Below are 24,314 nucleotides of genomic sequence, written 5' to 3' on the forward strand. Positions count from 1 at the left end.
ATGTCCCGGTTAAACCCGATTCTGGCGGCCTCAGAACAGAGTACTGAGGCCTACCAGCAGGCGATTGCCCAGAGTAGCGCGGCTGTCGTTAAGTGGCTGGAACAACCTGAGATGTATCAGGGAAAAACCGTCGCAGAGCTGCGCGAGCGCATCACGCTGGACTTCAATCCTCAGGGCCTGGGCAACCAGGCCGCGATTGAACGCGCCATTGAGTACTTCCTCAAAGATAGCCTGTCGGTGCATCACCCGCAGTGTGTGGCGCACCTGCACTGTCCGAGCCTGGTTATCAGCCAGGCGGCGGAAGTGCTGATCAACGCCACCAACCAGAGCATGGATTCATGGGATCAGGCACCGTCTGCCACCCTGATTGAAATGAAGCTGATTGAGTGGCTGCGCACCCAGGTGGGTTATCAGCCTGGCGACGCCGGTGTCTTCACCAGCGGCGGTACACAGAGCAACCTGATGGGGCTGATGCTGGCACGTGACGCCTGGTTTGCCCGCCAGGGACATTCGGTACAACAGGATGGCTTAACCGGCGACCTGAAGAAGATTAAAGTCTTCTGCTCAGAAAACGCACACTTCTCCGTACAGAAGAACATGGCGCTGCTGGGTCTGGGTTATCAGTCCGTCACGCAGGTAAAATGTGACCGCTTTGCCCGCATGGACATGGATGACCTGCGCCACAAGCTGGCCGCATCCAAAGCCAACGGCGAAAACATTCTGGCGATTGTTGCCACAGCCGGCACCACCGATGCGGGTGCGATCGATCCGCTGCGTGAGATCGCGGCGCTGGCGGCGGAAGAGAACATCTGGGTGCACGTCGATGCGGCCTGGGGTGGCGCACTGCTACTCTCAGAGAAGTATCGTGATTATCTGGATGGCATTGAGCTGGTCGACTCCATCACCCTGGACTTCCACAAGCAGTTCTTCCAGACCATCAGTTGTGGCGCTTTCCTGCTGAAGGAAGCACGTCATTATGAGCTGATGCGCTACCAGGCGGCCTACCTGAACTCTGAGTTCGATGAAGCGCAGGGCGTGCCGAATCTGGTGTCCAAATCGCTGCAGACCACCCGCCGTTTTGATGCACTGAAACTGTGGATGGGCCTGGAAGCGCTGGGTCAGAAGCAGTATGCCGAAATCATCGATCACGGTGTGACACTGGCGCAGCAGGTTGCTCAGTACGTTGATGAACAACCTGCGCTGGAGCTGGTGATGAAACCGCAACTGGCCAGCGTGCTGTTCCGCTATCGTCCGGCGCATCTGGCGCACTTCAGCAGTGCGGATATCGCCCTGTTGAACCAGCGTATCGGTGATGCTCTGCTGGAGTCAGGCCGCGCTAACGTTGGCGTGACCGAGCACGATGGCGTGACCTGCCTGAAAATGACGCTGCTGAACCCGACAGTGACGCTGGATGATATCAAAGTGTTGCTGACACTGGTGGAAACCACGGCACAAAAGCTGGTGTAATTTCCCCGCAACCCGCAGTCCGTCGCATCAAACAAAACCAGCCGTGAGGCTGGTTTTTTCGTTCAGGCAGCTCTGTTTTCCAGTCCCAGCTTTTCAGCCAGCCGATGCACGGCAGAAGCCGAAAGGTACTCCTCTGCGATCTCCGAAAATTCCGACCAATGCTGGCTCAGAAACCAGGCCACGACTTCGCTTTCCTCTTGTGACAATTCCATATCGTCTCCCGTTAGAATCAGGAAAGTATGGTTGGCGATATATATCGGGACATCAAGCGCGTATTGCCGGATGAGCGACAGAATCGGGTCCCATTTGACCCAATATACAGCCAGGCACTGATGCAGACCTGGACGATTGCCAGATGCCCTGTCCCTGTTCTGTTTCAGCGCGCGGGTGGCTCATCCAGCATCCGCAGATGGTCATCTTTATTGAGCGTCATCAGTGCCACAATACTTACCAGTGCCGTCGCCATCACATACCAGGCGGGAATATCGGGGTTACCCGTCTCTTTAATCAATCCGGTGATGATTAATCCTGCGCAGCCGGAAAACACCGCATTGGAGAGTGAATAGGCCAGCCCAAGCCCGGTGTAGCGCACCCGCGTCGGAAACATTTCGGACAGCATCGCGGGTCCTGGCCCGGCGAGCAATCCGACTACCCCGCCCGCGATAAACACCACCAGCGCTTTTATCAGCAATCCGGCGCTCTCTGACTGCAACACGTTTAACAGCGGCAGAGAAAGCACCAGCAACAGTACCGCCGCCGAGACCATGACTGCCCGTCGCCCAATCCTGTCGCTCAGCATTCCGGCCGGAATAATCGTGGCGGCAAAGCCGAGGTTGGATATCACCGCAATCAGCAGCGCCTGGTTAAAGCCAGTATGCAGCGATGCCTGCAGATAAGTCGGCATGATCACCAGCCAGGTATAGCCCGCCGCCGACCACACCATCAGCCGGCAGATACCCAGCAGAATCGTTTTCAGTGTGTCACCCAGGCTGGCGTCGATTTTTGCTACAGGTTGCGCCTGCTGCTGAATAAATGCCGGCGTCTCCTCCATCTGAACCCGCAGCCAGAGCGCCAGAACGCCCAGTGGCAGCGCGACAAAGAACGGAATGCGCCAGCCCCAGCTCAGCATCTGCTCCGGCGTCAGCAGCACCGAGAGCAGCGCGACAATGCCCGCGCCTGCCAGCAAACCCAGCGCCACGGTAAAGGATTGCCATGCGCCATACAGACCCCGCTTACCGCGCGGCGCAAACTCGGTCATCAGTGAAACTGCCCCGCCATACTCGCCACCCGCGAATAGCCCCTGCAGGATGCGCAGACCGGTCACGATCAGCGGCGCCAGAATACCCAACCGGGCGTAGGTGGGAACCAGACCAATAGCCGCCGTCGCCAGCGTCATCATGATCAACACAAAGATCAGTACAGGTTTGCGCCCGATGTGGTCGCCCATACGGCCAAAGATGATCGCACCCAGCGGACGGAAGAAAAAAGCGATGGCGAATGAGGCATAGGTCAGCAGCAGCCCGGTCAGCGCGGATTCCCCTTCTAGCCGGAAGAAGTTCTGCGCAATAACGGTAGCCAGAAAGCCATAAACCGCGAACTCATACCATTCAATGAAATTTCCTACCGAACCGGCAAGCAGAGCACGTTTACGGCTGGCAGAGCTGAGCAGATTTCCAACGGGTCCGGACATGAGCGACGTTCCTTTCTAGAGCATCATCAGTTGCTTATGATTAGCACAATCACTGCATGCCTGCGCGCTCTTCTGCCCGTCACGTTAACCCGAACACATAAAAGCAGCGATGATGCGCCGCGGGTGAGCTTTTTCACCTTCAGTCCTTGCACAACCGCTTTACGATTGTCAGGATGTGCGGCATTGACTGAATCAGGCGGATAGACGATGAACGCACACACCTCAAAAGATCCTCTGCATGGCGTAACGCTGGAGATGCAGATTAACAGTTTAGTCGCGCAGTATGGCTGGGAGGAGCTGGGAAAACGGATCAACATTAACTGCTTTAAAAGCGATCCCAGCGTTAAATCGAGCCTGAAGTTTTTACGTCGTACCCCCTGGGCGCGGGCTGAAGTCGAAGCGCTTTATCTCGACTCGTTAAGTGCGCAACCGGCAGCGCGTGAAGAACCGTCAGACGCGGATCAGGCCCCTGCTGAAGATCCCTGGGGAAACTGGCGCGACAAAACGCCGGAGTAATACCGATCAGGCGGCAATAAAAAAGCCCGCACAGGTTAACCTGTGCGGGCTTTTTTTACGTCAGGTCGCTGTTACAGCGCCATATCGTGTTTCGCTGAAGGCGCAGCCTTCTCAGGCTGTGCGGCCGGCGCATCTGTGGTTTTGCCTTCCATGTTGATCACGGGCGGCGTGGTCAGTTGCAGAGTCTGAGCGGTCTCATTCCAGACCTGCTGCAGCAACGGCACGTTGTCATTCAGTTTCTGACCGTAACCTGGGATCATCTTGTGGATCTTCGCCTGCCATTCCGGTGACTTGAACTCTTCCGGGAACAGTTTCTGCATCACGCTCAGGGAGATAGGCGCTGCGGTTGAGGCACCAGGAGACGCACCCAACAGTGCCGCCACGGTTTTCTGCTGATCGGTCACAATTTCTGTACCCAGTTTCAGCACGCCACCTTTATCAGCATCTTTCTTGATGATCTGCACACGCTGACCGGCCTGAATCAGTTTCCAGTCCTCTTTCTTCGCGTCCGGATAGTATTCCTGCAGTGCTTTAAAGCGATCTTCATCACTCAGCATGACCTGTCCGATCAGGTATTTCACCAGGTCGAAGTTATCCATACCCACATCGGTCATCGGCACGATGTTATGAGTCGTGGTAGTGCTCAGCAGATCAAACAGCGAACCGTTTTTCAGGAACTTGGTGGAGAAGGTCGCAAACGGTCCAAACAGCACGACGCGTTTGCCGTCCAGATAACGGGTATCCAGATGCGGAACCGACATCGGCGGTGCACCGGTTGACGCCTGACCATAGACTTTCGCCAGGTGACGATCGGCAATCGCCTTGTTTTCAGTCACCAGGAATGATCCGCCTACCGGGAAGCCCGCATAGTTATCCGCTTCCGGGATACCGGTCTTCTGCAGTAATTTCAGCGCACCACCACCCGCACCGATAAAGACATATTTCGCGTCAACAGCACGTTCGTTGCCGTTTTTAGCGTCTTTAATGGTGACGTGCCAGGAGTTGTCGCCGTTACGTTTGAAGTCGGTAACTTCAGAAGAGGTTTCAAGACGGAAGTTATCGTTCTTTTTCAGGCTGCCGATCAACTGACGGGTAATTTCACCATAGTTAACATCGGTGCCAACTGGCGTCCAGGTTGCGGCCACTTTCTGCTGTGGATCGCGACCTTCCATGACCAGTGGTGCCCACTGCTCGATCTGCTTGTGATCGGTAGAGAACTTCATGCCCTGGAACAGCGCCGTTTTCTGCAACGCCGCATAGCGTTTGGTCAGGAAGTCGACGTTGTCGCCCCAGACGAAGCTCATGTGTGGCGTTGAGTTAATGAAAGAGCGCGGATCGTGCATTACGCCCTCTTTAACCTGTGAGCTCCAGAACTGGCGAGAAATCATGAACGCTTCGTTAATTTCCAGCGCTTTAGAGACGTCGATAGAACCGTCTTTACGCTCAGGCGTATAGTTCAGTTCCATGTTGGCAGAGTGACCTGTACCGGCATTGTTCCAGCCGTTAGAGGATTCCAGTGCCACGCCATCCAGCTTCTCAACCATGATCTGTTTCCAGCCAGGCTGCAGCTCTTCCAGCATGGTGCCCATTGAGGCGCTCATAATGCCGCCGCCAATTAACAGGACGTCAGTTTTTTCTGGTGAGGTTTCAGCGTGAAGGGCTGAAGAAACTAACAAGGCCGCGAGGGAAAGAGTGGGAATAACTTTCTTTGAATTCATCATTTTAATCTACAGCTCAGACGGTACTGGTTAAAAAAAGTCCTCAAAGTTTAAAATAATGTTATTTGTGAGTTAATGTGAAAATAGTTATAAAATTAAAAATAGCAATTTAGCCTTATTTTAATTACAAAAGGCTTACTGAATTGCTCACATATTTTAACCACACATTAAGGGTGTCCTTTGAATTATACAATCCCCTAACACAAATATTGTTTGAGTGCGACTGCCCACGCGCAGGCCGCTAAAACTGTACTGATGCGGTGAGTTAGCGTATGTTTCCTGGCGATCTCCCATCCGTGCTGGACATTCATGAAAAGCCAAACACAGAATCGATATGCCGTGCCGAAACGACCAATGAAACTCAGTACTCTGACCACCCTGATGATGACCGCCGTTATCATCACTGTATTGGTCGCTGTCCATGTGCTCTATTTCGTTCAGATTGATAACTTTGCTCAGTCGCATCTCAAAGACAAGGCGATGGCAGTGGCTCGCACGCTGGCAGACACGCCTGAAGTTCAGCGTGGTTTGTTGTTGCCGGACGGCAGCAGTCAGATTCAGCCGCTGGCTGAAGCGGCCCGCAAGCGTAACGGTCTCCTGTTCGTGGTGGTCACGGATATGCAGGGTATTCGCTTTTCACATCCCAATGCGGCGGTGATTGGCAAACACTTTGTCGGCAATGATATCTATCCCACGCTGGACGGACGGGAAAATGTCGCCGTCAATCATGGCGTACTGGTGGAGGCACTGCGGGTATTTACGCCCGTTTATAACGCACAGCATCAGCAGATTGGCGTCGTGGCGATCGGCATCGCACTGAATGATGTAGCGGCCCAGATTGCTAAAAGCCGCTGGAATATCGTCTGGACCGTCCTGTTTGGTGGTCTGGCAGGCCTGCTGGGTATGCTTATTCTGGTCAGGCGACTAAAAACCATCTTACTGGGGCTGGAGCCGCACGAAATTTCCAGCCTGTTTGAGCAGCGTCAGGCCATTCTGAATTCCATTAAAGAGGGTGTGATTGCAGTAGACGATCAGTCGCGCGTCAGCCTGATCAACCACGCGGCTCAGCAGTTGTTACATGAGACGACCCGCAAGATGCCGTCAAGCGGCGATTTGATTGCAGAAGAGAGTGTGATGCATCGTCATCAGCAGGATGCACTGCATGCAGGTAAAGCCTGGTACGACCAGGAGTTGACGCTCGGTAACCGGATCCTGATCAGCAACACCGTGCCTGTTCGCAGTCGCGACCGCATAATTGGCGCGGTGACTACCTTCAGGGACAAGACGGAGATTAGCCAGCTGATGCAGCGGCTGGACGGCATGGTAAACTATGTGGATGCATTACGTGAGCGGTCCCATGAGTTCATGAACAAGCTGCATGTGATTCTGGGCCTGCTGCACATGAAAAATTATGCGCAGATGGAAGAGTACATCCTGAAAACGGCTAACGCCTATCAGACAGAAATCGGTTCACTGCTGCAAAAGATTAAGTCGCCGATCATTGCCGGCTTCCTGCTCAGTAAAATCAACCGGGTGACCGATGAAGGTCATCAGCTGATTATTGATGAAGCGAGTTTTCTGCCTGACTGCGGCAGCGAGGAGCAGAACGCGGTTCTGATTACCGTACTGGGCAATTTAATTGAAAACTCGCTCGAGGCGCTGGACCCGGAAACTGAAGGGGAAATTCACCTCATGCTGCACTATCAGAACGGCTGGCTGGCCTGCGAAGTGAGTGATGATGGGCCGGGCATTGACGGCAACCAGCTCAGCACCATTTTTGAGCGCGGTGTTTCATCAAAAGGCGACGATCGTGGTGTCGGATTATTTCTGGTGAAGCAGCAGACCGAAAGCCTGGGCGGCAACGTCAGTGTCGAATCGGAACCGGGTGTATTTACCCAATTCTTGGTACAACTTCCCTGGGAGAGAGGAATGATTACCCAATGATCAATGTGTTAGTTGTCGACGATGATGCGATGGTAGCCGAACTTAATCGCTGCTATATCGGGCAGATCCCAGGCTTCATGTGCTGTGGCACCGCCTCGACCTTACAGCAGGCAAAAGAGCGGCTGGCTCAGGAGGAGCCACAGGTTGATTTAATTCTGCTGGATATTTATATGCAGCAGGAAAACGGCCTCGACCTGCTCCCGGAACTGCGCAGTGCCGGACGTCCGGTCGATGTGATTATCATCTCGTCAGCCGCCGATGCCGCCACCATCAAAACCTCGCTCAACTATGGCGTAGTGGATTATCTGATCAAGCCGTTTCAGTTTGCCCGCTTTGAAGAGGCGCTGACCGGCTGGCGACAGAAAAAATCGCTGATGGATAACCACCAGTTCTATCAGCAGTCGGACGTTGATCAGCTGTTGCATGGAAATCCGCCAGGCGCCAGCGAGCAGAAACGCCTGCCGAAAGGATTAACGCCGCAGACGCTGCGCACCCTCTGTCTGTGGATCGATTCGCATCCTGGCACCGAGTTCTCTACCGATGAGCTGGCAACGGAAGTGAATATCTCTCGCGTCTCCTGCCGCAAATACCTGATTTGGCTGGCGCAGATTAATATTCTGTTCACCAGTATTCACTATGGTGTCACGGGCCGTCCGGTTTACCGCTACCGCCTGCAGCCGGAGTATCACACCTTACTCAAACAGTACTGTCAGTGAACCAGCCGGTACCCGGTGTCCAGTAACTGAAACGAAAAGTGACGTTGTGACGAGCAGATGATCTGCCTGTCACGGGTCACAAAGATCGCTTCAATGCCCGGTTTATCTGCCAGGCAGGCCATGCTCTTTTCGACACCTAAGCCATAGAGCAGTGTCGTGTAGATGTCACCATCCAGTGATCGATCAGAGATCACCGTGACGCTCATCAGCTCGGTATCCAGTGGATATCCGCTGTGCGGATTGAGGATGTGGTGATAACAGATGCCATCCAGCTCGAAATAGCGCTCATAGACACCCGACGTCACCACCGAGCGGTTGTTCACGCCAATCACGCCAATCAGCTCATCGGCCTCACCAAAAGGTTTTTTCAGGCCAATTGCCCAGCCCGCCTCTTCGGGCGGCGCGCCCACCGTCTGCACGTTCCCGCCCAGATTAATCAGCGCACTGCTAACCTGCTGCTGGCGCAAAAACGCCTGTACTACGTCGGCAATATAGCCCTTGGCGATGGCGCCCAGATCAATCTCCATTCCCGGCCGGGCCAGCATGACACTGCGACTTGTGGCATCAAGGATGACGTCATGGGGATTCGTCAGCGCCATGCGCATCTGAAGATCGGTTTCTGACGGGACGCTGTGTCCCTGAAAACCGATTTTCCAGCACTTCACCAGCGGCCCGATAGCAAGATTAAACAGGCTGTCCGGCAGCAGGCTGACGGCATGTGCGCAGGCGATCAAATCAAAGACTGGCTGGCTGACGACCACAGGATGCTGACCGGCCGCGTGATTAACGGCCATCACTTCAGACGCCGCGCGATTCACCGTGAAAAGGTTCTCCTGCTGTTTGATCAGGCGGAAAACCTGAGCGGCCAGCGTCTGGTTGTCTTCGAAGAGCTTCAGCAGAATGGGCGAACCCATTAAAACAGCGGAGTAAGCATAGACACGCGCATCAGTTAACATAGGCGACTCTGCTTTGAATAGGAAAAGACCGGCACCCGCAGGTGCGGATGCCGGAGACTGCCGTTAACGTCGGGCGTAAGCGGCGGCGTTACCACCCGCCAGAATACCGAAGATGATGATATCTGCCACGGCGTTACCGCCGATACGGTTCGCGCCGTGGATGCCGCCAACCACTTCACCACACGCCCAGGCACCGTTGATCACCTGCTTCTGGCTGTCCAGCACCGCTGTAGTGGTGTCGATAGTGACGCCGCCCATGGTGTGGTGGACGCCCGGAGCAACACGAATCGCGTAGAACGGCGCTTCACTCAGCGGATGACGCAGCGCGGTCTGACGACCAAAGTCTTCATCCTTCTGCATAATGACGAAGTTGTTGTAACGGGCCAGCGTTGCTTCCAGGGTGTGATGCTCACTCATGTTGAGTTTCACCGCCAGTTCTGCCACGGTTGGCGCGCTGATCACAAAACCTTTCGCGATATATTCGTCAGCCGCTTTGTTGTTCATACGCACCTGCTCATCAAACACAATCCAGGCACTCTTTTCTGGCAGCGCGATGATTTGTGCGGAAACTTTGTCGCGGGTTTCCATTTCGTTGTAGAAACGTTCGCCCGCCTGGCTGACCAGGATGGCGCCGCCGCCGCGAATGGATTCGGAGACAAGATAAGAGGTGGTCTGCTCAACCGTTGGGTGAATCTGGATTTCACCCATATCCACGGTGCCGGCACCAATTTTTTCCAGCATCGTAATACCGCTGCCGGTGGCGCCTTTATGGTTGGTCGTCACGAAGCCATCGAGTTCAGGACGGTATTTCACCACCAGCTCACGGTTAGCACTGAATCCTCCGGTCGCCACAATCACGCTTTTGGCGTTCAGAATACGGCTGTCGTTGTACTCATCAACCACTTTCACGCCCGCGACTGCGCCATTTTCGTAGAGAATCTCGGCAACGGAGGTTTCCAGCAGGACTTCAATGTTGCGGCTGTTGATATTTTTTACCAGGCCGCTAATCAGGAACCCACCCACCGCTGAGCGGTCAGCCGGACGGTGCGTACGGTCGATGCTCATCCCGCCGGTAATAGTGATGTCGTTAAGCTCAATGCCTTTATCCGCCAGCCACTCAATTGCTTCAGGTGCCAGGTCAACAAACTCACGCAACAGCACCGGATTGTTTTTGAACTGACCGCCTTTCAGCGTCTCTTCATAGAACAACTCTTTGCTGTCTTCAATGCCTTTGAGTTTCTGGAAGCGGGTTTCAGCGGCGTTCATGCCTACTGACGCTTTAATTGTGTTGCCGCCAATGGTCGGCATCTTCTCGATGATCACCACGCGTGCGCCTTCATCGTGCGCCTGAATCGCCGCCGCCAGACCGGCACCGCCGCTACCCACAATCACCACATCATAATTCTGTGGTGCGTTAGGGTTACCGCCTTCCTCGATCACGTGTTCCTTACTGGAGGTGGTCATCGCGCGTGAAACCGCTTTTTTAAGCGCCTCACTCTGAGTGGTTGCACCGGTAATCGCATCAACGTGTGGGCTGTTCGCCACCAGAATGCGGCTACGCAGGCTTTCAAAGGTGGTGGTGAAGTCCACATCCAGCGTGTCATCCGGCACCAGCGAGATGTCGGTGATACGGTCGGTATCCAGCGTGACGTTGATTTTCAGCTTCAGCGCTTCGGCTTCAACTTTTTCCTGATAGACGCCCGCTTTGTATTTACGGCCTGATTCGCTGGTGTCGCGGATCATCGCATCGACCAGCGAGAAGCGCCACAGCGGTTCAGGGATCTGCAGCTCTTCGCGTTTGTTGCTGTCGATGTAGAGCTCAAGGTGTTCATTGTTGATGATGCGATCGGTCCAGTTCGGATAGGCGATACAGGCTTTACCAATCGCCACCAGATCGTAACCCTTCTCCAGCGCCAGCTCCGCATCCGCTTTGTTCACCACGCCGCCGACACCGATTACCGGCACTTTTGCCAGCTCAGGTGAGCGCATCGCGACGAATTTCTCAATCAGCGGCGTCGGGTCCTGAGTATCGACAATCGACGGACGCAGCAGCTGGCCGACAGAGAAGTGAACGTAATCGAGTCCACGCGCGGCCAGTTTTTCCAGCAGATAAAGCGTGTCATCAAAACGGATGCCGGGGACTTCGATCTCTTCCGGCGAGAAGCGATAGCCGATAATGAACGAGTTATGCGCGAAGCGCTCCGCCATCTTATGGGTGATTTCCAGCACTTCCAGCGGGAAACGCGCGCGGTTATCGCGGCTGCCGCCCCACTTGTCATCGCGCTGGTTAGAGTTGGGTGAATAGAACTGCTGAATCAGGTAAGTGTTGGCACCATGAATTTCGACACCGTCGAAACCGGCCTTGATGGCGCGGTTCACTGCGTCACCAAATTTGGTGATCATGGTATCGACCTCTTCAGCGCTCAGCGCGAGAGGCTGCGTTGCTCCTTCACGAGGCGCCGCGATGGCGCTGGGCGCAACCGGTGTTTTTCCGCCAATCAGTTCTGGCTCAACCATACGGCCGCCGTGATAGATCTGCAGAATGGCGGTTGAGCCTTCAGATTTAATTGCGTCCGCAATACGTTTGAGTCCGGGAATTTTATTGTCGCTGTCGATAGCAATGGCACCCGGAAATGCCGGGCCACGGTTATCAATAAAACAGCACTCTACAATCACCGTACCGATGCTGCCCGCGCGGGCGCGATAGTATTCGACCAGCTCGCTGGTGACCGTGCCGTCGTAAAAACCGGTACAGGTGGTCATCGGAGCCATGACCAGCCGGTTTTTTAAAACAGCGCCATTGGGCAGGGTAAGTGGATTAAGAATGGGAGTGAGAGATTTCATTGCGATAAACTCCAAAATTTATAAAGTCTGGAAATTTTTAGCGGACGCAAATTATCGCTTAATTAAGTGGTCCGATGTCATAACGTTAATATACTCTTTTCTTTGCTTTCTTAAGCGATAACTTTACTTTTATAACTTTTAAACGATTTGTATTTTTTTATTTGCCGGGAGAGTAAAACGAAGTTATATTAATTGTTAACTATCAGTTACCAAAAATCAACCATTCATTTACACAACAAAAAAGTCAATTAAAATCATGGCGTTATGTAAAAAACACTTGCTTTACAGAGTCATTTTCCTGTTGATCAGCTTCTCAGAGTCGTCAAATCTTTGTCGCCGTAAAAATAAATTAATAATAAATGTTAAAAAACGGGAATAATGGATTAATTTCTTTGATCTGGATCAAAATTCTTATTTCTGGAAATCGCATTATATTTACATGGATTTAAAAGCGCTGCTCATTATCACAGCAGCAGATTAAAAAAATCAGTGCATCGCGGTTTATTCACACTATTAAGAATATAAAAGAAAGTCATCAGTGAAGGTCCGGGGCGCAAATCGCATTCTTATTAACTTGCAGATAAAACACTATGAAAACACTCTCAGCTGTTACTGAACCCCCAAAAGCCGATCCTGTGGCGGCGGGTAAAAAGAAAGCTATCATGCTGGCGCTGCCGGTAATCGTTGCCGTACTGCTGTTGCTTGTTCCCACCCCAGCCGGACTCGAACCCTACGCCTGGCACTTTTTCGCCATTTTCGTGGGCGTGATTGTCGGGTTGATTTTTGAGCCCCTGCCAGGTGCCGTGATCGGTCTGACTGGCGTGGTGGTCATCGCGCTATTCAGCCAGTTTCTGCTCTTCAGCCCGGCTGAACTGGCTAACCCGAAATTTAAAGTCGCCAGTGAGTCCTTTAAGTGGGCGGTCAGCGGTTTTGGCAACTCTACAGTCTGGCTCATCTTCGGTGCCTTTATGTTCGCCGCAGGTTATGACAAAACGCAGTTCGGGCGTCGCCTTGCGCTGATTCTGGTGAAGTATCTGGGTCGCCGGAGCCTGACGCTGGGTTATGCCATCACCTTTGCTGACCTGTTACTGGCACCCTTTACCCCGTCAAACACCGCGCGCAGTGGCGGCACGATTTACCCGATTATTGCTAACCTGCCGCCGCTGTATGGTTCTAAGCCTAATGACCCGAGCGCCCGTAAAATCGGCTCTTACCTGATGTGGGTCGCGATTACCGCAGCCTGTATCACCAGCTCAATGTTCCTCTCTGCACTGGCTCCTAACCTGCTGGCGCTGGAGCTGGTGAAAAGCATCATTGGTTTTGATATTTCATGGGGCATGTGGTTCCTGGCCTTCCTGCCACTGGGCTTGCTGCTGATTCTGACCATGCCGCTGCTGGCTTACTGGTTCTACCCACCTGAAGTCAAAATCAACGATGAAGTACCAAAATGGGCTATCGCTGAACTGGAAAAACTGGGCCGACTGACCCGCAATGAAATCCTGCTGCTGGTGTTTGTGGTCTGTGCCCTGCTGATGTGGATTTTCGCCACCTCGTGGATTGAGCCCGCGATGGCTGCGTTACTGGTTGTCGTGCTGATGCTGTGGACCGGCGTCCTGAACTGGAACGACATCACCAGTAATAAACCGGCCTGGAACACCTTTGCCTGGTTCGCGACCCTGGTTGCGCTGGCGGATGGCCTGGCCCGTGTCGGATTCATCACCTGGTTAGGTAAAGAGGGTGGCATGCTACTGCAGGGTTATGACCCGCAGGTTTCAGCCGTGGTGCTGTTGATCGCCTTCTTCCTGCTGCACTACCTCTTTGCCAGCACCACCGCGCACACTACCGCGCTGTTACCGGCCATGCTGACCATCGCAGCATCAATCCCAGGCATCAATATGCCCGTCTTCTGCCTGATGCTGTGTACCTCTTTGGGTGTGATGGGCATCATCACGCCATACGGCACTGGCCCAAGTCCGATTTACTACGGTAGCGGCTATCTGCCTACCAAAGATTACTGGCGTCTGGGTACTATCTTCGGTGCCATCTTCTTAGGTTCGATGATGCTGATTGCTTATCCGTGGATGGTGTGGATGTTCTGACGGATACAACATGCAGATCAACGCGTTATAAGATACCATTCCAGCACTTCCTCACCGCACCCACGGTGAGGAAGCATAATAAACGATTAATTCGCCTATGATGTTGTGCCCCGCAGCCTGCACGCGGAGGTTCAGCCGGTCATTAAGTGAGAAAAAATGTCGAACAAACCTTTTGTCTATCAGAACCCTTTTCCGCTGTCCCACGAAGATACTGAATACTATTTGCTGAGTCGCGAGCATGTCTCCGTCGCCGAGTTTGAGGGTCAGGAGATCCTGAAAGTTGACCCGCAGGCACTGACGCTGCTGAGTCAGCAGGCTTTCCACGACGCCTCTTTCATGCTGCGTCCGGCCCACCAGCAGCAGGTTGCCTCCATCCTTGATGACCCGGAAGCCAGCGACAATGACAAATATGTGGCTCTGCAGTTTTTAAGAAACTCTGAAATTGCTGCCAAAGGCGTGCTGCCTACCTGTCAGGATACTGGCACCGCGATCATCATGGGCAAAAAGGGCCAGCGCGTCTGGACCGGCGGTGGCGATGAAGCCGCGCTGTCACTGGGTATCTACAACACTTATATTGAAGATAACCTGCGCTATTCCCAGAATGCCGCGCTGGATATGTATAAAGAGGTGAATACCGGCACTAACCTTCCTGCGCAGATCGACCTCTACAGCGTCGATGGCGATGAGTACAAGTTTCTCTGTATCGCTAAAGGCGGCGGCTCCGCCAACAAAACTTATCTCTATCAGGAAACCAAAGCGCTGCTGAGCCCCGGCAAACTGAAAAATTACCTGGTGGACAAAATGCGTACCCTCGGCACCGCTGCCTGCCCGCCATACCATATCGCGTTTGTTATCGGCGGCACCTCGGCAGAGAGCACACTGAAAACCGTGAAGCTCGCCTCAACGCACTACTACGATGGCTTACCGACCGAAGGCAACGAGCATGGTCAGGCATTTCGTGATGTGCAGCTCGAGCAGGAACTGCTGAAAGCAGCGCAGGACCTTGGCCTTGGTGCGCAGTTTGGTGGCAAGTACTTCGCGCACGACATCCGCGTGGTGCGTCTGCCGCGTCACGGCGCGTCCTGCCCGATCGGCATGGGCGTTTCCTGCTCGGCTGACCGCAATATCAAAGCGAAGATTAACCGCGAAGGTATCTGGATTGAGAAGCTGGAATCAAATCCAGGCCGTCTGATTCCGGAAGCGCTGCGTCAGCAGGGCGAAGGTGAAGTGTTGCAGGTGAATCTTAACCGTCCAATGGAAGAGATTCTGGCCCAGCTCTCCGCGTATCCGGTTTCTACCCGCCTCTCACTGACCGGCACCATTATCGTGGCGCGTGATATCGCACATGCCAAACTCAAAGAGCGCATCGATAATGGCGAAGGATTGCCGCAGTACATCAAAGATCACCCGGTCTATTACGCCGGTCCGGCTAAAACGCCTGAAGGTTACGCGTCCGGTTCACTCGGACCGACGACAGCCGGACGCATGGATTCCTATGTGGACTTGCTGCAAGCCCACGGCGGCAGCAAAATCATGCTGGCAAAAGGTAACCGCAGTCAGCAGGTGACGGATGCCTGCCATAAACATGGCGGCTTTTACCTGGGCAGCATCGGTGGTCCGGCCGCGGTGCTGGCGCAGCAGAGCATCAAGAGTCTGGAATGCGTGGAGTATCCTGAGCTGGGAATGGAAGCGATCTGGAAAATCGAGGTGGAGAATTTCCCTGCCTTTATCCTGGTCGATGATAAAGGTAATGACTTCTTCCAGCACATTGAGCGTGCGCACTGCGCGAAATGCGTGAAGTAATACCTGCGTCAGCTAAGCAAAAAGCCCCCTGATTCGGGGCTTTTTTGTTGATTAAAGTAAGGGCTATTGGCTGTCAGAGAGTCTGCGCAGGGAGCACGGTCAGAGGAGGAAAGCATCCCTTACCAGGGACGGTGCGGACCGAGGGTGTCATGGATGACGGCTTTTGCGTCTTTCCAAACTGACCGCGTTCCCTGAGCAGGCTCGATCCAGCAACAACCCTACCTTTCTATCCCCGCTGCAACCGCTGCAACGCCACATCAATCTGCACATCACCCTGGGTGAGTTCGATTATCTGATATTTAATCGCCGGATTCTCAATCAACCCGACCAGCGTCGCCGCCACATCTTCACGCGGGATTTCCCCATACGGAATAGCGAGATCAGCATGCACCCGCCCTGTCCCGGCTTCATCGGTCAGCGTTCCCGGCCGCAGGATCACCCACTCCAGCTTGCTCGCCACCAGCACGGCATCCGCCAGACGTTTCACCCGCATGTAATTCTCAAAACCCTCTGATGGCGTTTTACCACGGCCTGCATCCGGAAACGCCGAGACCAGCAGGAAGCGCGAGACACCCGCCTGCTCTGCTGCGGCTACCGCCAGCTTCAACCCTTCACCGTCAATAGCATTGGTCAACTCGATCCCGGCACCGCCGGCACCCGCGGTGAAAACAACCACTTCGTGACCCGTCATTAAACCGGACAGTGCCGTCACGCTGAGTTGCTGAATATCACCCGCAACAGGCTTCGCGCCTGCGGCCTGAAGAGTTTCAGCCTGTTCCGGTTTACGGTGCAGCGCCGTGACCGCATGGTTTCTGCTGCTCAGCTGACGCGTCAGCTTTTGGCCAACCTTGCCCGCCGCCCCGATAATGAAACATGTTGTCATCGATCTGCTCCTCCATTCACTGATTCAGTGCCTGAGTATAGTCTCTGCCAGAAACGAAACAGGCGCCTGATGCGGCGCCTGCTGGGTTAGTCCGGAATCACTTTTTCCGCTTTCAGCTTATCAAACAGCTGAGTAAAGGAGTCGAGCGTGCTGCGATAGCCGGTAAAGCCCGCTTTGCGGCTCTTACTCATATCAGTAAAAGCTTCCATCGGACGGCCCAGGTCTGCATCGGTGTGCCACCATGAAGCCAGCTTAGTCACATCTGCCTCACGCAACTGATTCTGCTCTGCAATCGCCTGCCATGCACTGGCGGCTTCCTGCATACGATTTTCCAGCGGCATCATCTGCGCCGGGTACTCCGCAGCTTCAATACCGAAATAGTCTGCCAGTTTTGGCCACATCCAGTTCCAGCGGAAAACGTCACCGTTTACGGCATTGAAATCCTCATTTGCGCCATTTGGTGAAGTGGCAGCCCAGTGCAGCTGCTCAGCCAGCAGGCCCGCATCGGTCATATCCACAATGCCGTTCCACTGCTCAGGCGAGCCTGGGAAGATAAAGGGCCAGCCCTTCTCTTTGCACAGCGTCGCGTAAACCGCCAGCGTCTGCCCCATATTCATCGCGTTACCTACGGCATGACCGATGATGGTATGCGGACGGTGAACACTCCAGCGATAGTCATACTTCTCAGCGCCCGCGAACACTTCATCTTCCTGCGCGTAATAGAAGTTATCGACTGGCTGACGACCCTGCTCTTCGCGGAACGGCGTCACCGGCACCGCCCCTTTGCCGTAAGCTTCAAACGGACCCAGATAATGCTTTAGACCGGTAACCAGTGCCACGTGTGAACCCTTCAGGCGATCGCCGAGTGCTTCAATCACATTGCGCACCATGCCGCCATTAACGCGGATGTTCTCTTTCTCATTTTCCTGACGCGCCCAGACGCTGAAGAAAAGCGCATCCGGTTTTACCTCTTTCAGTGCGTCACGAACGGCGTCAGCGTCGGTCAGATCGGCTGTCAGACTGGCTGCGCCTTCAGGAACCGCACCGCGTCCGCGTGAAAGACCGGTGACCTGCCAGCCTTCTGTTTGTAATTTCTCTGACAGTGCGCGACCAATAACACCGCTGATGCCAACAATCAAAGCGTGCTTTTTCATTTGATTTCTCCTCGTTTTGCGTAATTCTAAGCCTAATAGAGAATTCAGTTCTTATCTCTGGCATTTATTCACAGCATTCTTAACCTGAGTTCATCAATCAATGCACGATCATCGCCTCAAAGATATTCTGCCGTTTGTTGCCAGCGTCGAGTGCGGCAGCTTTACCGCCGCGGCTGAGCGGCTGCATGTGACCGGTTCGGCAGTCAGTAAAAGCGTCAGCCGCCTGGAGACGCGACTGGGCTCGCGGCTGCTGGAACGCACCACGCGAAGCCTGCACCTCACCGACGCGGGCAGCGCCTATTATCAGACCTGCCTGCGCATCCTGGAGGATCTGGCCGAAGCCGAGGCAGTGCTGGCGGCGCAGCGCATCATTCCGTCCGGTCGTCTGCGTCTGGCGGTGCCCACGACCTATGGCCGTCTCAACGTCATGCCGCTCTTGATGCCATTTTGCCAGCAGCACCCGGAACTGGCGCTGAGCCTGAGTTTGTCCGATCGCTTTGTGGACCTGTTTGAGGAAGGCGTGGATGTGGCAGTACGGATCGGCGGTGCGCCTGACCTCCCTGCGTCCCTGGGATGGCGCAATATGGGCCGCGAGCAGATGCAGTTCTGTGCCTCTCCTGCTTATCTGGACCGTGAAGGTCGTCCGGAGAATGAGGCGGCGCTGCTGAATCATCCCGCCATCCTTTATGAGCGCGTGGATGGCTCGACCAAACCCTGGCTGTTCACCACTGAAGATGGTCAGCCACACTGGCGCGAGGTGCCGTTCAGGCTGGCAGTGGGCGACGTTGATGCGCAACTGCAGGCGGTCATCGCCGGACTGGGTGTGGCCCAGATGCCTTCATGGCTGATTCAGCGCGCCGTAGCAGCCGGCGAACTGGAGATTATCCTGCCGCAGTTACAACCTGACGGGCTGACGCTAAGCGTGGTATGGCCACGGCGTAAACAGTTTCTGCCAAAAGTAGACGCGCTGTTATCCGCATTAAATGCACTCACCATCCGCTAACCTCAACATTCCCCCTTCTTCTGGTCAGGATATTTCATCCTGACCCTGATTCATTACACTCTGCTTTCCCGAAATTATTCCCATTTCGCCCTGACAAAAACATCGCTTTTTTATTAACGTGAACAATAACCCTCTTTAATCTAACGATTTTTATTACGCCCTGATGGAATCCAATCAAAATAAAAAAGGCGCAAGGGTTGAGCTCACATAATGAAAACTAAGTTTCAAATATAATTTAACCCGAAATAAAAATATCAGTAGGGTGATGGCTTCTTCATGTTCTGACGTTTTGTCTTTGCCGTAATGACCAGGAGTATTCATGGAAAAAGAACTTTATATTTCGTCGAACCCGGCCTCCGGTCCCAATAGCGCCACCCGCACCGAGCCTTTTGTGAAGATTATTGCGTTGGTTGCCACTTTAGGTGGGTTGCTATTTGGTTATGACACCGGTGTGGTCTCGGGTGCGCTGCTATTTATGCGTAGCGATCTGCATCTCACACCGTTTACAACGGGACTGGTGACCAGCTCCCTGCTGTTTGGCGCGGCCTTCGGCGCACTGGCGGCCGGCCATCTGGCAGATGGCCTGGGCAGACGACGCATTATCATCGCACTGGCGCTGATTTTTGCTCTGGGTGCGGTGGGATCAGCCCTGGCACCGGACGTCACCTGGATGATCGCCTCGCGTCTGTTCCTGGGGTTTGCCGTGGGCGGCGCGGCAGCCACCGTGCCGGTCTACATCGCGGAAATCGCACCCGCTAACAAACGCGGCCAGCTGGTTACCCTGCAGGAGCTGATGATCGTCAGCGGTCAGTTGCTGGCTTACATCTCAAACGCCACATTTAACGACATCTGGGGCGGTGAAAACACCTGGCGCTGGATGCTGGCGTTATCGATTGTGCCCGCCGTTCTGCTCTGGATCGGCATGATATTTATGCCAGAAACCCCACGCTGGCACGTAATGAAAGGCCGCAGTCAGGCCGCCCGTGAGGTGCTGGAAAAAACCCGCGCCGCTGAAGATGTTGAGTGGGAACTGGAGGAGATTGAGGAAACCATCGAAGAGAACCGCCAGCGTGGCAAAGGCCGCCTGCGCGATCTTGCGACGCCCTGGCTGATGAAAATTTTCCTGCTGGGCGTGGGCATCGCCGCCATTCAGCAGCTGACCGGCGTCAATACCATCATGTACTACGCGCCGACCATGCTGACCGCTGCCGGACTGAGCAATGATGCGGCGCTGTTTGCCACCATCGCCAATGGCGTGATTTCGGTGGTGATGACGCTGGTCGGTATCTGGTTAATCGGCAAAGTGGGCCGTCGCCCGCTGGTGTTAATTGGCCAGATGGGCTGCACCTGCTGCCTTTTCTTTATCGGGCTGGTCTGCTGGCTGATGCCGGAATACCTCAATGGCACCGTCAATCTGCTGCGGGCGTATCTGGTGCTGGCGGGCATGCTGATGTTTCTGTGCTTTCAGCAGGGCGCGTTATCACCGGTGACCTGGTTACTGCTGTCAGAAATTTTCCCCGCTAGGATGCGCGGCATCTGTATGGGCGGCGCGGTCTTCTCACTGTGGATCGCTAATTTTGCCATCTCTATGGCCTTCCCGCTGTTATTAGCCGCGTTTGGTCTGGCTGGTGCCTTCTTCATATTCGCGGCCATCGGCATCGGCGGTTCTGTTTTTGTTGTGAAGTTTATTCCCGAAACCCGGGGAAGAAGTCTTGAGCAGGTCGAGCACTATTTCTATGCGCTTTATAACGGCAAAAAATAGTGCCTGCTGCGCAGTAAAAAATAACGGCCCGCGTCATGACGCTGACGACCCGATTGCTATTAACACCGACACCCTACGTTCAAGGAAATTGTTATGAGCCTGAATATTCCCAACGCGCGCTTTTGCATCAACCGTAAAATAGCGCCCAGCCTCACCCTTCCGCAATTTTTTAACCTCGTCAGCCAGCTGGGTATTCATAATGTCGAGCTGCGTAATGATATGCCCAGCGGACGCGTTACCGACGATCTCAGCGGTGACGACGTCAGGGCCCTGGCGCGTGAGTCAGGTATTCGTATTGTCACTATCAAGGCGCTCTATCCGTTTAACCAGCTGAATGAAGAGGTACTACAGCGCGCCCGCCAGTTATTAAGCGATGCGCAGGCAGTTGGCGCGGAATCGCTGGTGCTCTGTCCGCTCAATGACGGTACGCCCATCAGCGCAGCCGATACCGTCGCTGCACTGAAAACCCTGGCACCGCTGTTCGCCGACGCAGGTATTCAGGGACTGGTCGAGCCGCTGGGCTTTCCTCAGAGCTCACTACGTTCGGCAACTCAGGCGCAGACACTGATTCATGAAGCAGGCGTGCCGTTCAGATTACTGATTGATACCTTCCATCATCATCTGTTTGAGGATGCGGAACAGACTTTTGACCAGGAGATCGATATCGGTCAGATCGGGCTGGTGCACCTCTCCGGCGTCACTGACCCACGCCCGGTCAGCCAGCTCACCGACGAAGAGCGCATCATGCTCAGCGCGGACGACCGCCTGCAAAGTAAGCAACAGGTTGAGCGGCTGGAGAAGATGGGCTACAGCGGCCTTTACGCTTTTGAACCTTTCTCGTCGGTAATGAACAGCTGGCAGGAAGCGGACATCACCCGCGAAATACGCGACAGCATTCGTTTGTTAAATCACTCAGCTTAAGGGAATCATCATGACAATTAACATTGGTGTTATCGGCACCGGCGCAATCGGCCGCGAACATATCCGTCGTTGCAGCACAGTGTTACAGAATGCGCGCGTGGTGGCGCTCAACGACATCAACCGCGACAACTGCCAGCAGATTGTGAATGAGCTGACGCCGGAAGCACGCATTTATGACAATGCGTTGGATCTCATTAACGATCCGCTGGTGAATGCGGTGCTGGTCGCCTCCTGGGGTCCGACACATGAAGCCTTTGTGCTGGCCTGTATCGAAGCGGGCAAAGCGGTGTTCTGCGAAAAACCGCTGGCGGTCACCGCTCAGGGCTGTATGAATATTGTTGAAGCGGAGATTCAGGCGGGACGGCAGCTGGTGCAGGTCGGCTTTATGCGCCCTTATGATAGCGGCTACCGTGCGCTAAAAGCGGTCATCGACAGCGGTGAGATTGGTGAACCGCTGATGCTGCATTGCGCACACCGTAATCCGGAAGTGGGTGACAGTTACACCACCGACATGGCAATCACCGATACGCTTATCCACGAACTCGATGTGCTGCGCTGGCTGCTGAATGATGACTACGCCAGCGTACAGGTGATCTTCCCACGCAAAACCCGCAAGGCATCGTCACATCTGCGCGATCCACAAATCGTGCTGCTGGAGACAGCCAAAGGCGCGCGTATTGATGTCGAAATCTTTGTGAACTGTGAATATGGCTACGACATTCAGTGTGAAGTGGTGGGTGAACGCGGCGTTGCCCGCCTGCCGGAGCCCGTTTCTGTGCAGACACGCAGCGCGGCAAAACTCTCGACTACCATTTTGACCGACTGGAAAAAACGCTTTATCGATGCCTATGACGTGGAGCTACAGGCGTTTATCAACAACGTCATCAGCGGTGAGATGACGGGTCCCTCGGCGTGGGATGGTTACGCGGCGGCAGTCGCGGCAGATGCCTGTGTCGCGGCACAAACCTCTGGCGAGATTGTGCCGGTTAAGATGTCGGTTAAACCGGTGTTTTATCGCTGATAAAAACAACGCATGGCGGAGTCCGCCGTGCGTTCATCTTTTCCCATGGTCAGCGCATGGTCACGCGCAGGTAAATCCGACGACAAAGCAGGTGTTGGCTGCTGGTTTATCATGGTGCTGTGATCACAATGGCCACGCGGCGGTTTTGCGCACGCCCTTGCGCGCTGTTGTTGCTGGTAACCGGAGCACTCATCCCCAATCCACGCGTAACAATATTTCCACGGGGTATCGACGCACCTTCCGCCCACTGTGCCGCTACGGCATTCGCTCTTTTCAACGACAGCTGCTGGTTATAATCGGGTTTGCCATAATTGTCAGTGTGCCCATCGATGCGCACATGCTCAATACCGGTCGATGCCAGGTTTTTCGCCATCCCCTGAATATTACTTTTGCTTGAGGGAGTCAGTTCTGATTCGTTAACACCAAACAGGATTTTATCGGATAATCCCAACCCCCAGCCTTCACTATTTCGGGTAAATCCAGCACTTTTCATCGCGGCGATTTGTGCCTCACTAAAATGCTCTTTAGACTGACAACCCACCAAAGCCAGAGTCAGGAGCATCAGGGAAATATTCTTTTTCATATTCACGTCTCGTTCACGCCTTCATTAAACTTTATTTTTTCGCTTATTCTTATACATATTCATATCAGCACGTTCGAGGATCGATTCAACCGTATCACCCTGTTGTGACCACGCATATCCGATGGTCATTGAGGTTTTTATCGGCAAACCTTCTGCAATACTGATTTCTTCGCTGATGGCATCATGAATGTTCTGCATGAGTTGCTGCAATTGCTCATCACGGGTCCGGCTGCTCACCAGCATGGCAAATTCATCTCCGCCTAATCGGGCAACCAGATCCTGTTCAGGTGCCTGTGATAAAAGGCGCGTTCCTATCGCTTTCAATACCTCATCCCCGGCGGCATGTCCCCAGTTATCATTAATGCTCTTAAAACGATCGCCATCGAGGAATAACAGCGCAAAGCGCTCATTGGCAGATTGCAGAGCGAGGAGTTGTGTCAGCCGGGCGGAAAATGCAGTGCGGTTGGCAAGGCCGGTCAGCGGGTCTTCCAGCGCTTTAGCGGCCAGCGAGCGATTATCACGCATAAGCGAAGCCTTCAGCGATTGCATTTCCTTAAGCAGTGAATTCAGATCGTCTGAAAAGAGCTGAAACTCTTTAATTGGGCCACCCTGAATTCGCAGTGAAAAATCACCAGAATGAATCACATAGTGAATTGAGCTGGTAATGGTGCGCAGTGTTGCAACCATACCCCGATGCAGAAATTCACTCAGCAGAAGCGAGATAACCAGCACACAAAGCATGCCGCTGCTAAGAATCATAAATGAGTAACGAAGGAAGTTTAACGCGCCGGTCACCGTGCCTTCCAGCGTCAACGTCCCGACGACAGCATCAGCATGAATGATATTGACGTTAAGCGGTTTGATATAAATCCACTCGCGCAGTAAGCGTGAATACCAACCCGACGGTTCCTGTTGTGCATTCCACTGAACCAGAACAATGTGATCACGAGTAACCAGCTTCGCGGAAGCGAACATGCCTTCATTGCCAAGCCGTTCGATTTTATTACGTGCGTCGTAGCTGTCGGCAAAAACGGTAGCCGCAGTTAGCGTAGTACTTAGCGTCGAACCGATTAATTCGAGATTTCGTTTCTCATATTTTTTAATAAACAGCAGCGACGTTGATGAGAGCAATAACCAGCACAGCAGGAGTATCACTGCAGCGTTGATGGTGCTTATCTTCCGCAGTTTATTGCGGATGGACGATTTATCATGTCTTAATTTATCAAATTTCATC

Annotated in this window: 19 protein-coding genes; 10 read left to right on the forward strand and 9 right to left on the reverse strand. The window is 53.9% G+C overall.

Going from position 1 to position 24,314, the window contains the following annotated elements:
- Positions 1-1,467 carry a pyridoxal phosphate-dependent decarboxylase family protein gene (locus KTJ90_RS20775; protein ID WP_192378035.1) on the forward strand — a complete coding sequence of 489 codons (1,467 nt, stop codon included), beginning with the start codon at positions 1-3 and terminating at the stop codon, positions 1,465-1,467.
- Positions 1,468-1,529: 62 nt separating this feature from the next.
- On the opposite strand, the gene KTJ90_RS20780 is transcribed toward KTJ90_RS20775, so the two are convergent.
- Positions 1,530-1,679: a hypothetical protein gene (locus tag KTJ90_RS20780; RefSeq protein WP_164913098.1), complete on the reverse strand. Its 150-nt coding sequence runs from the start codon at positions 1,677-1,679 to the stop codon at positions 1,530-1,532.
- Between the two features lie 164 nt (positions 1,680-1,843).
- Entirely contained in the window at positions 1,844-3,157 is a 1,314-nt protein-coding gene (locus KTJ90_RS20785; RefSeq protein ID WP_499026773.1) for an MFS transporter, read from the reverse strand.
- Positions 3,158-3,364: 207 nt separating this feature from the next.
- Here KTJ90_RS20785 and KTJ90_RS20790 point away from each other — a divergent pair, with 207 nt between their 5' ends.
- Positions 3,365-3,673, forward strand: a complete 309-nt coding sequence (locus KTJ90_RS20790) for a VF530 family protein (protein WP_003851462.1) — start codon at positions 3,365-3,367, stop codon at positions 3,671-3,673.
- A gap of 71 nt (positions 3,674-3,744) precedes the next feature.
- On the opposite strand, the gene mqo is transcribed toward KTJ90_RS20790, so the two are convergent.
- Positions 3,745-5,394, reverse strand: coding sequence for a malate dehydrogenase (quinone) (gene mqo, locus KTJ90_RS20795; protein WP_008924706.1), 1,650 nt, complete (start codon positions 5,392-5,394; stop codon positions 3,745-3,747).
- 306 nt (positions 5,395-5,700) lie between these two features.
- Between mqo and KTJ90_RS20800 the strand changes: the two genes are divergently transcribed.
- Both KTJ90_RS20800 and dcuR read left to right on the forward strand, forming a co-directional pair.
- Positions 5,701-7,335 (forward strand): sensor histidine kinase, encoded by a 1,635-nt coding sequence (locus KTJ90_RS20800; RefSeq protein WP_008924707.1) that lies wholly within the window; start codon positions 5,701-5,703, stop codon positions 7,333-7,335.
- Entirely contained in the window at positions 7,332-8,051 is a 720-nt protein-coding gene (gene dcuR / locus KTJ90_RS20805) for a two-component system response regulator DcuR (protein ID WP_003851470.1), read from the forward strand. The genes KTJ90_RS20800 and dcuR overlap by 4 nt, the downstream gene beginning before the upstream one ends.
- Here the strand turns inward: dcuR and KTJ90_RS20810 are convergent.
- Together KTJ90_RS20810 and KTJ90_RS20815 are read right to left on the reverse strand one after the other, a co-directional pair.
- Positions 8,045-9,007, reverse strand: coding sequence for an FAD:protein FMN transferase (locus tag KTJ90_RS20810; protein ID WP_499026779.1), 963 nt, complete (start codon positions 9,005-9,007; stop codon positions 8,045-8,047). The two genes, dcuR and KTJ90_RS20810, sit on opposite strands and share 7 nt — an antisense overlap.
- Positions 9,008-9,070: 63 nt before the next feature.
- Positions 9,071-11,851, reverse strand: a complete 2,781-nt coding sequence (locus tag KTJ90_RS20815; protein ID WP_499026782.1) for an NADH-dependent flavin oxidoreductase — start codon at positions 11,849-11,851, stop codon at positions 9,071-9,073.
- Between the two features lie 590 nt (positions 11,852-12,441).
- On the opposite strand from KTJ90_RS20815, the gene KTJ90_RS20820 reads away from it, so the two are divergent.
- Both KTJ90_RS20820 and fumA read left to right on the forward strand, forming a co-directional pair.
- Complete coding sequence (locus KTJ90_RS20820) at positions 12,442-13,950, forward strand: anion permease (protein ID WP_499026785.1); 1,509 nt, start codon at positions 12,442-12,444, stop codon at positions 13,948-13,950.
- A gap of 156 nt (positions 13,951-14,106) precedes the next feature.
- Complete coding sequence (gene fumA / locus KTJ90_RS20825; RefSeq protein WP_039661400.1) at positions 14,107-15,753, forward strand: class I fumarate hydratase FumA; 1,647 nt, start codon at positions 14,107-14,109, stop codon at positions 15,751-15,753.
- Positions 15,754-15,979: 226 nt separating this feature from the next.
- Here fumA and KTJ90_RS20830 read toward each other — a convergent pair whose 3' ends face one another.
- A complete protein-coding gene (locus tag KTJ90_RS20830; RefSeq protein ID WP_039661399.1) occupies positions 15,980-16,636 on the reverse strand; it encodes an SDR family oxidoreductase in 657 nt (218 codons plus the stop codon).
- 86 nt (positions 16,637-16,722) lie between these two features.
- The gene (locus KTJ90_RS20835) at positions 16,723-17,790 is read right to left on the reverse strand and encodes an SDR family oxidoreductase (protein ID WP_499026788.1); all 1,068 of its coding nucleotides are present in this window, start codon (positions 17,788-17,790) and stop codon (positions 16,723-16,725) included.
- Positions 17,791-17,890: 100 nt separating this feature from the next.
- Between KTJ90_RS20835 and KTJ90_RS20840 the strand changes: the two genes are divergently transcribed.
- The 4 genes from KTJ90_RS20840 (at position 17,891) to iolG (ending at position 22,497) form a co-directional block, all read left to right on the forward strand.
- Positions 17,891-18,793, forward strand: coding sequence for a LysR family transcriptional regulator (locus KTJ90_RS20840; RefSeq protein WP_008924712.1), 903 nt, complete (start codon positions 17,891-17,893; stop codon positions 18,791-18,793).
- A gap of 319 nt (positions 18,794-19,112) precedes the next feature.
- Positions 19,113-20,555 (forward strand): sugar porter family MFS transporter, encoded by a 1,443-nt coding sequence (locus KTJ90_RS20845; RefSeq protein WP_375150461.1) that lies wholly within the window; start codon positions 19,113-19,115, stop codon positions 20,553-20,555.
- A gap of 93 nt (positions 20,556-20,648) precedes the next feature.
- On the forward strand, positions 20,649-21,476 hold the full coding sequence (locus tag KTJ90_RS20850; protein WP_499026792.1) for a TIM barrel protein: 828 nt from the start codon (positions 20,649-20,651) through the stop codon (positions 21,474-21,476).
- Between the two features lie 10 nt (positions 21,477-21,486).
- Positions 21,487-22,497, forward strand: coding sequence for a Gfo/Idh/MocA family protein (gene iolG / locus KTJ90_RS20855; RefSeq protein ID WP_499026795.1), 1,011 nt, complete (start codon positions 21,487-21,489; stop codon positions 22,495-22,497).
- 109 nt (positions 22,498-22,606) lie between these two features.
- Here iolG and yfiB read toward each other — a convergent pair whose 3' ends face one another.
- Positions 22,607-23,080: an outer membrane lipoprotein YfiB gene (gene yfiB / locus KTJ90_RS20860; protein ID WP_008924716.1), complete on the reverse strand. Its 474-nt coding sequence runs from the start codon at positions 23,078-23,080 to the stop codon at positions 22,607-22,609.
- Positions 23,081-23,104: 24 nt separating this feature from the next.
- Positions 23,105-24,313: a diguanylate cyclase gene (dgcN, locus tag KTJ90_RS20865; protein WP_499026798.1), complete on the reverse strand. Its 1,209-nt coding sequence runs from the start codon at positions 24,311-24,313 to the stop codon at positions 23,105-23,107.
- Between the last annotated feature and the right edge of the window lies 1 nt (position 24,314).

Origin of the sequence: Pantoea jilinensis, from assembly GCF_019104105.1 — a bacterium.
Lineage (GTDB): Bacteria > Pseudomonadota > Gammaproteobacteria > Enterobacterales > Enterobacteriaceae > Pantoea > Pantoea eucalypti.

What these genes read in the sequence shown, in the direction of transcription:
- dgcN (WP_499026798.1), bottom strand. Translation starts at nt 24,313, where the DNA reads ATGAAATTTGATAAATTAAGACATGATAAATCGTCCATCCGCAATAAA.
- iolG (WP_499026795.1), top strand. Translation starts at nt 21,487, where the DNA reads ATGACAATTAACATTGGTGTTATCGGCACCGGCGCAATCGGCCGCGAA.
- KTJ90_RS20810 (WP_499026779.1), bottom strand. Translation starts at nt 9,007, where the DNA reads ATGTTAACTGATGCGCGTGTCTATGCTTACTCCGCTGTTTTAATGGGT.
- KTJ90_RS20790 (WP_003851462.1), top strand. Translation starts at nt 3,365, where the DNA reads ATGAACGCACACACCTCAAAAGATCCTCTGCATGGCGTAACGCTGGAG.
- KTJ90_RS20775 (WP_192378035.1), top strand. Translation starts at nt 1, where the DNA reads ATGTCCCGGTTAAACCCGATTCTGGCGGCCTCAGAACAGAGTACTGAG.
- mqo (WP_008924706.1), bottom strand. Translation starts at nt 5,394, where the DNA reads ATGATGAATTCAAAGAAAGTTATTCCCACTCTTTCCCTCGCGGCCTTG.
- yfiB (WP_008924716.1), bottom strand. Translation starts at nt 23,080, where the DNA reads ATGAAAAAGAATATTTCCCTGATGCTCCTGACTCTGGCTTTGGTGGGT.
- KTJ90_RS20835 (WP_499026788.1), bottom strand. Translation starts at nt 17,790, where the DNA reads ATGAAAAAGCACGCTTTGATTGTTGGCATCAGCGGTGTTATTGGTCGC.
- KTJ90_RS20785 (WP_499026773.1), bottom strand. Translation starts at nt 3,157, where the DNA reads ATGTCCGGACCCGTTGGAAATCTGCTCAGCTCTGCCAGCCGTAAACGT.
- KTJ90_RS20840 (WP_008924712.1), top strand. Translation starts at nt 17,891, where the DNA reads ATGCACGATCATCGCCTCAAAGATATTCTGCCGTTTGTTGCCAGCGTC.
- dcuR (WP_003851470.1), top strand. Translation starts at nt 7,332, where the DNA reads ATGATCAATGTGTTAGTTGTCGACGATGATGCGATGGTAGCCGAACTT.
- KTJ90_RS20830 (WP_039661399.1), bottom strand. Translation starts at nt 16,636, where the DNA reads ATGACAACATGTTTCATTATCGGGGCGGCGGGCAAGGTTGGCCAAAAG.
- KTJ90_RS20820 (WP_499026785.1), top strand. Translation starts at nt 12,442, where the DNA reads ATGAAAACACTCTCAGCTGTTACTGAACCCCCAAAAGCCGATCCTGTG.
- KTJ90_RS20780 (WP_164913098.1), bottom strand. Translation starts at nt 1,679, where the DNA reads ATGGAATTGTCACAAGAGGAAAGCGAAGTCGTGGCCTGGTTTCTGAGC.
- KTJ90_RS20815 (WP_499026782.1), bottom strand. Translation starts at nt 11,851, where the DNA reads ATGAAATCTCTCACTCCCATTCTTAATCCACTTACCCTGCCCAATGGC.
- KTJ90_RS20850 (WP_499026792.1), top strand. Translation starts at nt 20,649, where the DNA reads ATGAGCCTGAATATTCCCAACGCGCGCTTTTGCATCAACCGTAAAATA.
- fumA (WP_039661400.1), top strand. Translation starts at nt 14,107, where the DNA reads ATGTCGAACAAACCTTTTGTCTATCAGAACCCTTTTCCGCTGTCCCAC.
- KTJ90_RS20845 (WP_375150461.1), top strand. Translation starts at nt 19,113, where the DNA reads ATGGAAAAAGAACTTTATATTTCGTCGAACCCGGCCTCCGGTCCCAAT.
- KTJ90_RS20800 (WP_008924707.1), top strand. Translation starts at nt 5,701, where the DNA reads ATGAAAAGCCAAACACAGAATCGATATGCCGTGCCGAAACGACCAATG.